At 54.8% G+C, this 8,310-nt stretch carries 12 protein-coding genes; 4 read left to right on the forward strand and 8 right to left on the reverse strand.

What is annotated here, in order from left to right; translation table 11 throughout:
• Positions 1 to 562, reverse strand: a 562-nt coding sequence (locus VI895_10670) for an AMP-binding protein (protein ID HLG20261.1), incomplete at its 3' end; no start/stop codon positions are given.
• The gene (locus tag VI895_10675; GenBank protein ID HLG20262.1) at positions 552 to 1,070 is read right to left on the reverse strand and encodes a peroxiredoxin; all 519 of its coding nucleotides are present in this window, start codon (positions 1,068 to 1,070) and stop codon (positions 552 to 554) included. The genes VI895_10675 and VI895_10670, both read right to left, overlap by 11 nt.
• Positions 1,071 to 1,138: 68 nt before the next feature.
• On the opposite strand from VI895_10675, the gene VI895_10680 reads away from it, so the two are divergent.
• Positions 1,139 to 2,002, forward strand: coding sequence for an MBL fold metallo-hydrolase (locus VI895_10680; GenBank protein HLG20263.1), 864 nt, complete (start codon positions 1,139 to 1,141; stop codon positions 2,000 to 2,002).
• Between the two features lie 6 nt (positions 2,003 to 2,008).
• Here VI895_10680 and VI895_10685 read toward each other — a convergent pair whose 3' ends face one another.
• Both VI895_10685 and VI895_10690 read right to left on the reverse strand, forming a co-directional pair.
• Positions 2,009 to 2,581 carry a PEGA domain-containing protein gene (locus VI895_10685; protein ID HLG20264.1) on the reverse strand — a complete coding sequence of 191 codons (573 nt, stop codon included), beginning with the start codon at positions 2,579 to 2,581 and terminating at the stop codon, positions 2,009 to 2,011.
• Position 2,582: 1 nt separating this feature from the next.
• Entirely contained in the window at positions 2,583 to 3,452 is an 870-nt protein-coding gene (locus VI895_10690; GenBank protein HLG20265.1) for a hypothetical protein, read from the reverse strand.
• Positions 3,453 to 3,676: 224 nt separating this feature from the next.
• Here VI895_10690 and fdxA point away from each other — a divergent pair, with 224 nt between their 5' ends.
• A complete protein-coding gene (gene fdxA / locus VI895_10695) occupies positions 3,677 to 4,015 on the forward strand; it encodes a ferredoxin FdxA (GenBank protein HLG20266.1) in 339 nt (112 codons plus the stop codon).
• A gap of 22 nt (positions 4,016 to 4,037) precedes the next feature.
• Here fdxA and VI895_10700 read toward each other — a convergent pair whose 3' ends face one another.
• Together VI895_10700 and VI895_10705 are read right to left on the reverse strand one after the other, a co-directional pair.
• The gene (locus VI895_10700; GenBank protein ID HLG20267.1) at positions 4,038 to 4,490 is read right to left on the reverse strand and encodes a universal stress protein; all 453 of its coding nucleotides are present in this window, start codon (positions 4,488 to 4,490) and stop codon (positions 4,038 to 4,040) included.
• Positions 4,487 to 4,969, reverse strand: coding sequence for a CBS domain-containing protein (locus tag VI895_10705; GenBank protein ID HLG20268.1), 483 nt, complete (start codon positions 4,967 to 4,969; stop codon positions 4,487 to 4,489). Before VI895_10705 ends, VI895_10700 begins: the two co-directional genes overlap by 4 nt.
• A 181-nt stretch (positions 4,970 to 5,150) precedes the next feature.
• On the opposite strand from VI895_10705, the gene VI895_10710 reads away from it, so the two are divergent.
• Entirely contained in the window at positions 5,151 to 5,861 is a 711-nt protein-coding gene (locus VI895_10710) for a Crp/Fnr family transcriptional regulator (protein ID HLG20269.1), read from the forward strand.
• A 139-nt stretch (positions 5,862 to 6,000) separates the two neighbouring features.
• Positions 6,001 to 6,774: a transglycosylase SLT domain-containing protein gene (locus tag VI895_10715; GenBank protein HLG20270.1), complete on the forward strand. Its 774-nt coding sequence runs from the start codon at positions 6,001 to 6,003 to the stop codon at positions 6,772 to 6,774.
• 31 nt (positions 6,775 to 6,805) lie between these two features.
• Here the strand turns inward: VI895_10715 and VI895_10720 are convergent, their stop codons facing one another.
• Together VI895_10720 and VI895_10725 are read right to left on the reverse strand one after the other, a co-directional pair.
• Entirely contained in the window at positions 6,806 to 7,933 is a 1,128-nt protein-coding gene (locus VI895_10720) for a phosphatidylserine/phosphatidylglycerophosphate/cardiolipin synthase family protein (protein HLG20271.1), read from the reverse strand.
• A gap of 38 nt (positions 7,934 to 7,971) precedes the next feature.
• Positions 7,972 to 8,310: hypothetical protein (locus VI895_10725; protein HLG20272.1), on the reverse strand; the 339-nt coding region annotated here is incomplete at its 5' end.

An 8,310-nucleotide genomic window follows, 5' to 3' on the forward strand; every position in this document is an offset into this window, starting at 1 on the left:
GATCCGCCGTAATCACCACGGCGCTTTGGCAATCGTTGATCCGTTCGGCAAGTGAATCCGCGGAGAATCCTCCGAATACGACCGAATGCACCGCTCCGATCCGCGCACACGCCAGCATGGCGTACGCCGTTTGCGGAATCATCGGCAGGTAAATCGTAACTCGGTCCCCTTTCTTCACCCCATGCGCTTTGAGAACATTGGCCCACCGGCATACTTCGTCGTAAAGCTGGCGATAGGTGATGAATTGCGGCCGCTCCTTGGGATCGTTCGGTTCCCAAACGATCGCGGTCTGCGAGCTTCTCTTGGATAGATGGCGGTCGACGCAGTTCGTGCTGACGTTGAGCTTTCCCCCTTCAAACCACCGAATGTGAACGTCGCGCGAGAACGAACCGTCTTTCACGCGTTTCCACGGCTGGATCCAGTCGAGTCTCTTGGCCTGATCGGCCCAAAATCGCTCCGGGTCGGAAATCGACTGTTCGTACATTTTTTTGTACGTGCCCCCATCGCACCAGGAATTTTCCGAAAAGACTTTCGGAACCGGAATCAGCGGATCAGCGGCCATGAAGAGTTCCCTTCGCTTTTTCAAGTTCAGCCGCAACACTCTTCGCGTTCATCATCGGATCGACATCTTTTTGAATGACACGAATCACCAAGTCCGGCCCGATCAAAAACGTCCAGCGTTTGGCGTAGCCGAAAACGCCGGAGATCCCGTACATTCGGATGATCTTTCCTTCGGGATCCGCCAAGAGTGGAAAATTAAGTTTGTACTTCTCCGTGAACTTCTTGTGACTTTCGATCGTGTCCTTACTGACCCCGTGGACTTCAGCCCCCTGTTTTCGAATGACATCGATGCCGTCGCGAAATGCACAGGCCTGTTGGGTACAGCCCGGCGTATCGTCTTTGGGATAGAAATAGAGGGCCGTCCAATGCCCGATTCGGTCCTTCAGGCGAAAGAGAGTTCCGTCCGAGGAATCGGTTTCAAATTGTGGAGCCGGGGAACCGACCGATAACACGTGCCCGGCCGCCCCCGCGGACGCGAATAAAGAAGTCACCATCGAAAGAAGCTTCATTTCGCGGGTCGTACTATCCCCTTCCACGGCAGTTGGCAACCGCGTTAACCAATGGTAGTTTTTCTTTTATGAAAAAAGATCCTCTTCTTCGTTTTGGCTTCATTCTTCTTCTTCTTTTGCCTTTTTTCCGTTTCACCGCGGCCTTGGCGTGCGAGCTCGGAACCCAGGTCACCTCTGAAACGAGCCTGATGGCGAGCAGCCATCTGGTGATCGAACCGCACGAATTGATGCTGGTGGATGCCGGCTTGACCAAGAGCGATGCGACGAAGATCGCCGATTGGGTGGCGAGCAAACAGGGCAGGACGCTGAAATACATCTTCATCACGCATGCTCATCCCGATCACTTTCTGGGTCTGGAAGTTCTGCACCAACGTTTCCCCGGGGCCAAGATTATTTCGACCCAAGGGGTCGTGGCCGCAATCAAAAAAGAGGGACCGGCCTTGGTGAAGAAATACAAAGCGCGCCTCGGAGCCGAGGGACCGACGCACTTGATTGTCCCGAAAATCCTCGCGGGAGACACTCTCAAACTTGAAGGCGTGGACGTGAAATTCATGGAGCTGACCGGCGGAGAGAGTTCGGTCAGCGCCGCCGCTTACGTTCCTGCCGTCCAGGCTCTCTTTCCCGGCGACGTCGTCTACAATGAGACGCACGCGCCTCTGACGAAAACCGGAATCCAACCCTGGCTCAAAAATCTGGAACGGCTGAGCACGTTTGGGCCTGTCCGATCCGTTTACGCCGGCCATGGCCCAGCCACAAACACCGCGGCCCTGGATCGAATGAAGGCCTATCTGTCGGATTTTGAAAAGGCCGTGGAAACCGGGAACCGGGATAAAGCGCTCACGATGATGAAAGAGCGATATCCGAAGTATCAGATGCTGGCGTTCTTGGAAAAGGAGAGCATTCCCGCTTTTCTGGCCAAGAAAACCAAGTAGGGTTTTCTATTTGGCGGTCGGTTCCTGCGCCGTTTCGAACTGAACGCGGATTTTCATGCGCCCTTTGGACTGAACGTCGATGTTCTTCGTAATCGACGGATGATCCGGGTGCTTGAATTCCAGCGTGTGCGGCCCGGATTCGGCATCATATCTTGCAATCGGTGTCCGACCGATCAAGTGCCCGTCGATATAAACTTCCGAAGGCGGATCTGAATCCAATTCCAGCTGCCCCGTAACGCCTTTCGACTTGGATCCCTGTTCGTTGCATTGGTTCTGCGCCGTGGCGAAGTCGTAGGTGCATACGAAGTGCTTTCCCGCCTTGAACGGAAGCTCGAACTCGAACCGCTCCCCCTTCTCCTTGCTGTAATATTCAATCCGGTGGTACCCAGGCGTGACGATTCTCCCTTCCACGGGCGATTTTCCCGCGGGCTTCCCGTCAATTGAAATCGCGGACGGCGGGGTCGTCCGCAAGGTGATTCGTGTCGCTTCGTCCGATCGACCTGCGCCGGCCCATGCAACGATCGTCAGCCCCGCAAGGAAAGAATTGAATACTACGGAGCGCAAGGTTCTCTTCATCATTTTATGCCTTTATTTTAAGAACAAACCGAAGGAGGCTTCCAGGCGAACCGTCGTTCGGTTGAACCGCCAAGACGGCGTCGTTATTGTCGATGGTGAGCGACACGGGAGTCGTCGACAGATCGGGCGGAACGGGAAACTCCTTTAAATCGCCATTCTTGATGAGCACCGATCGTATCGCTCCTGATTTGCAATCGCTCACAATGAAATGATCTCGGAAGAGGCCGAGGCCGTCGAGGCACGTAAGCCCGGAAAAACTCTGGATCACACGAACTCCACCCTGCTTGAGCTCCGCCACCACAATGGCGGCGCCGCCGGTGTTTCCGGCGGCGGAGTTCGTGGTCGTGATGTAAAGCCGTCGACCGTCATTCGACGGCAAGAGGCGGCTTGGAAAACCGACTTTCAACGCGTCAAAATTTTCCGCCGTCACAATCGCCCGAACCGTTTTCTTCTTCGGTTCAATTTCCCATATCGTTCTCCCTTCCGGATCCGTGGCATACGTCAGCCCGCGAATCGTAGAAAAGGCCACGTCCCCGATATAATGATCGGTGGGGATTAAAACGACGGTCGGCTCCAGCGTAGGCTTCTTCCATTTAAAGATCTTGAGCGCTTTGCCGTCGGCGACATGCAGCTGTGCCCTGCGTTCGTCGTACGAAATTCCACGCGCGGCATCCAACGATGTAAGAACGACTTCTTGCACTCCCTTCTTGATCTTGCTGATGACGCTCTTTCCCTCGGCGGTCACATGCGACACCGCATACGTATTCGGTTCGACGATCGTTACGCTGTGTACGGAAGGGAGGCCCGTGGCGATCGTTGAAAAAGAAACGGTCGCCGGCTCCGAAATCTCCTTTGGTGAAACGCAAGAAAGCAAGAAAAGGGGCGCTACGCATATGAAGCCGACCGCGTTTTGTCGCCGTAACAGGGCCAAGAAGCATTCTTTATTCCAATTTGAATCGTAATTCGAGTATTTCGTGCGCCCACAAGACAAGGTCAATCGCGCAACCCGCTCTGACGTGGAGTTTGAGCGAGAAACCGACCGGTCTTTCGCCCCGCCGAAATTTGACGGTTTTCGGAGAAGGCCGTATACGTTTGCCCATGGCTTACGTTATTGCTGAACCTTGTATCAAATGTAAATACACGGATTGCGTAGAGGTTTGTCCCGTGGATTGTTTTTACGAAGGGGCGAACATGCTCGCGATTCATCCGGAAGAGTGCATCGATTGCGGAGCCTGCGAGCCGGTCTGTCCGACGAAAGCGATCTTCATCGATGAAGAGGTACCGGACAAGTGGAAGGAATACGTCGATATCAACGCAAAATACTCGAAAGAGTGGCCGAAGATATCGGTCAAGAAGGCCGCTCCTCCGGACGCTGACAAATGGAAAGACGTCGAAAACAAGCGCGAGCATTTCGATAGCAAGCCCGCCGGAAAATAGGCGCTCCTTTAGAATAGGTCAGTTAAGTCGCTGCGTGCCGGACGACAAACACCGGACACGGAGCGGTGCGTACGACCCGGTCGGTCACGCTTCCGAGCAGGACTCGGTCCAGGCCGGAACGACCGTGTGTGGACATCACAATGAGGTCGGCGTTTTGTTTCTTGGCGTACTGGCAGATCTGATCGGCCGCGGGAGCCGGCGTCGTTTCAATCCTTGAAGCCATCGATATTTCCGGGTCGAGTTTTTTCGCGAACGTCTCCATCTGTTTGCGCGCCGAGCTTTCAATTTCTTGTACCGTCGCCTGCGAAGGCCAAAACGCTTCGTTTCCGTACATCACGAAATGCCCCGCCTCGACGACGTGATAGAGCTCGAGTTGCGCTCCGAGGGCCCTGCACAACGTAACGGCGTACTCGGAGGCCCGATTCGAGCCGTCCGAGAAATCAACGGGCAAAAGAATTTTCGAGATCTTCCTCAAGGGGCGCTCCGGACGTTCCGAATTTTCGAGTACTTTCGAACCGACGTAAATTCCTTTTGATCCGCGTTCCGGTCCATGGCTTCCCACGCCAACGTCAGGAAGTCCGCTTCCGTTAAGATTCCGACGACCTTCTTCGCTTCAACCACGGGAAGACAGCCGATCTTATCGTCGATCATGATTGCGGCCGCGTCTCGCAGATCGGCGTCCGGAGATGTGGTGTGAATGTCTTTATGCATGATATCTCCGACCAGGATATGCGAATACAACTCCCGCTGATCTTTAAGAGGAATGCGTGCAAGACTGGAAACCGAGGCCTTCAGGAGATCTCTATGGGTGAGCAGTCCGACTAAATGGTTTTTCGCATCGACCACGGGAATATGCCGGATCCGCTGCCAGTTCATGATGTCGTCGGCTAAATCCACTTTATGATCGACCCGAAGGGTGAAAACTTCCTTTGTCATGATTTCTCTTACGCGCATCGGTACCTCCCTTCCCGTTTGATCCTAGGTCGCCGCCGAAGTACGACCATGATTTGTATCATCTTTCGCACTCTAAATCCGACGTATCTTGCCTGCGATGATCAGGCCTAACCGCCGAATTTTGTTGGAAAACTTAAAATTGACGGAGATCAGGGGACACACTACTCTCCGAAGCAGATCCATGTTAGCCGCCAAACCGCGCAACTGTGCGACGTGCCCCACCCGAATCGACAGCGTCTTTTGCAGTCTGCCGCAAGAACATTTGGAAACGCTCAACCGGCACAAGACGACGAACCGGTATCGCCGGGGACAAACTCTCTTTTACGAGGGAAATCCCGCCACGGGCCTCTTCTGCGTGGGCAATGGAAAGATCAAGCTCTTTAAGAACGGCAGCGACGGCAAAGAGGTCATTCTCCGAATCGCCAAGGGCGGGGATATTTTGGGCTATTGGAGCGTTCTGACCGACCGCGAGTACGCCGCCTCGGCCGAAGTAATCGAGGACGCCGAAATCTGTTTCGTCGATAAGAGTTTTATCAATCACCTCGTCCATGACGACCCGGCGCTCGCGCTGAACGTGATTCGCCGCCTCGGAGACGAATTAGCCGTGGCCGAAGAGCGACTCTCGGATATTCTCAACAAAGACGTTCGCCAGCGCTTTATCCGGCTCCTTCTGACGCTTCAAAAAACACACGGCAAAAAAGAATCGAACGGAATGTTTTTGGACGTGCGTCTCACGAGAAACGAGCTGGGGGCGATGGTAGGGGCGACACCGGAGACCATCATTCGGTTGTTATCCGCGCTTCATGATGAAGGTCATGTCCATCTCGACGGGAAGAAAATCTTTATCAAAGACGGCAACGCCCTTCTTCACGAAATCGAGACTGATTCGTAAGCATCCGATGGGCGCCGCGGCGTTGAGACGTGGCCACCCCACCACATCAAGAAAATATCTCCAGAACTCATCATAAGTAGTTGAACATTCTAGTATTTTCAGAAGGGCCGATGGCGCACGCGTTGCATTGCAACGCGTCATGCAACGCCTTTGGGGAGTCATGGCAATCGGACTTCTCGCTTCACTCGCCGGCAGATCGACATTGGCCAGGGATATGGTTCGCCCTGAACTCGCCGCCACGTTGGGCCAGTGCGCAAAACACTTCAATACGATACGGGCGGAGCTGGAAGTCGACTTTAGAAAACGGAGCGGTAATTTTCATTCGATCGCGGAAAAGCTGAAAATCCAACCCCTCTCCCTGGTTTGCGCCATCATCGATCAGGAGTCGGACGGCCGGAACCTGGCGATCAGACCGGAACCCAGACTTTGCAGCCGCGTGTTTGAGCCACACCACGAGAGGTACAGGGGTTATCGTGAGCTTTACAGGTGGTTCTATCGCGACTATGGAAACTCAGATCCCGACACCGCAAAAGAAAGATTCTGCGCGAGCTACGGTCTCATGCAGCTGAATTACGTCAGCATGTTGGACGAAGGTTTTAGGGGTCCACCCGAGCAGCTTCTCGAACCAAAAATCAACATTCACTATGGGATTCTTCACCTGCAGACGGTTTATGAAAGAGTAATACGCAGGAGAGCCAAAGAACTCTTTGGGAAGAAACGTTTTGCACCCGAGGAACTCCTCACGGCCGAGGAAAGCCTTACGCTGGACGAACGCCTCAGACTGATGCTCCGTCTCTGGAACGGCCCGGCCGAAGCCGAAATCACCGAAGACTTTGCCAAGGACGTGGAGGACCTTTACGACCACTATGAGGCAAGACTGTCTTTCCTAAATCCTGGCCTTAAGTCGAGATAATCTGCCATCGACGGGATCCAAGCGCATCTCCTCAGAGAAACGTTCTCAAGCGGTAGAACAGCCGGGCTCCAATACGAGTCCACCAGGGAAGGCGGAGGAAGTACTCTTCCGTAAGGCGCGTCCCCAACGTCACGTCGCGCTCCAGAATCGACCCGAGCTGCTCTCCCGCGCCGTGATCGAGGGCGTTGACGACGACCTCCAGATTGTTGAACAAACTTAAATGGTCGAAATTGTAGGTGCCGATACAAAGCCACGTCCGGTCGATCGACACGGCTTTCGCATGCACAATGCCGGGCCAAATGTACACGGCCACTTCCCGCCGGATCAGCTTTCTTTGCGCCACCATGGATGCAAGATCAACGATCGGAACGTCACTGGCTCGCGGCACAATCACACGTACGCGAACTCCTCTTCGAACGGCATCCCGAAGCGCCCGGATTAAACCGGGGTCGGGCAAGAAATACGGATTCACGATATCGATCGATTCTTCGGCCTGTCGAATGGCATAGAGAATTCGGCGGCGGATTCGCCACCGGTCCCTAAACCTTCCGTTGCCGACGATTTCGGCGAACGGCGCCCCCGGTTCCGGAATCGGAATCGGGCGGGGCTTCGGTTCGACACTTGCCCGGCTCCTTCGTTTCCAGGTCCGCTCAAACAGATTCCACGCCTGCGCGGAAGCAGGCCCCTGTACCTCCACAGCCAGATCATGGAAGCCTCCCTCTCCGGGGAGCCGTTCATACTCCGCCGCGATATTCATGCCGCCGATCAACACCCAGTGATCATCCACCAACAGCATTTTTCGGTGGTCGCGATGCTTCACACCCCAGCCGGGAACCCACGGCAAAGGCGGATGATAAACGAACACTTCGCCGCCAGCTTTTAGCAACGGATCGAAAAAAGAATCCCTCGTCCAGAGAGACCCAATTCCATCGTAAATCACCCGAACCTTGCACCCTCTTCGAGCCGCTTCGACCAAATCGCGGAGAACTCTCCGGCCGGTAGCATCGCCTTCAAACATGTAGATTTCGAGCGCGATCTGTTTCGCGGCGCTGGAAATAGCCCGATGGATCGCTGTGAAAATCTCGCGGCCGTCACAAAGAACGCGAAGAACGTTTCCCGACGAGGTGGCCCTCGGGTCGAAAGGATAGCTCTCCGCCATAGGGAGGATCGTAGCCGGTGAAGGGCCGGGACGAAAGGCTATTGCAACCAGATTACGAGCTTGATGCAAAGAAGAACGACGACGATTCCCGATCCGATAAATGCGCAACGTCGGCGGAAGAGCGCGGACCGATGGGCGTCGGGAAAATGGTCCGAATCGATTTCGCCGTGCTCCGGACAGCTGTATTTCGCGCAAAAAGCGTACGCGATCAGTGCGCCTCCGATCCCCGCCGCTTTAAACGCCGTGTCCATCGATCCGTTGCTCGCGTTCGAAACGAGTTCCGCCCCGCATTGGGGACAGGGAGGGACCGAAAGAAAACCGACTTCTTTCGGTCGCATCGGACGGCGTCCGAAATTGGCGCTCCCCATTTTTGCGGC

The organism is Bdellovibrionota bacterium (assembly GCA_035292885.1).
GTDB lineage: Bacteria > Bdellovibrionota_G > JALEGL01 > JALEGL01 > DATDPG01 > DATDPG01.

Excerpts from the sequence above, each read along its gene's own strand:
- fdxA (HLG20266.1), top strand. The coding sequence starts at position 3,677 with ATGGCTTACGTTATTGCTGAACCTTGTATCAAATGTAAATACACGGAT.
- VI895_10715 (HLG20270.1), top strand. The coding sequence starts at position 6,001 with ATGCAACGCCTTTGGGGAGTCATGGCAATCGGACTTCTCGCTTCACTC.
- VI895_10680 (HLG20263.1), top strand. The coding sequence starts at position 1,139 with ATGAAAAAAGATCCTCTTCTTCGTTTTGGCTTCATTCTTCTTCTTCTT.
- VI895_10720 (HLG20271.1), bottom strand. The coding sequence starts at position 7,933 with ATGGCGGAGAGCTATCCTTTCGACCCGAGGGCCACCTCGTCGGGAAAC.
- VI895_10710 (HLG20269.1), top strand. The coding sequence starts at position 5,151 with ATGTTAGCCGCCAAACCGCGCAACTGTGCGACGTGCCCCACCCGAATC.
- VI895_10685 (HLG20264.1), bottom strand. The coding sequence starts at position 2,581 with ATGATGAAGAGAACCTTGCGCTCCGTAGTATTCAATTCTTTCCTTGCG.
- VI895_10675 (HLG20262.1), bottom strand. The coding sequence starts at position 1,070 with ATGAAGCTTCTTTCGATGGTGACTTCTTTATTCGCGTCCGCGGGGGCG.
- VI895_10705 (HLG20268.1), bottom strand. The coding sequence starts at position 4,969 with ATGCGCGTAAGAGAAATCATGACAAAGGAAGTTTTCACCCTTCGGGTC.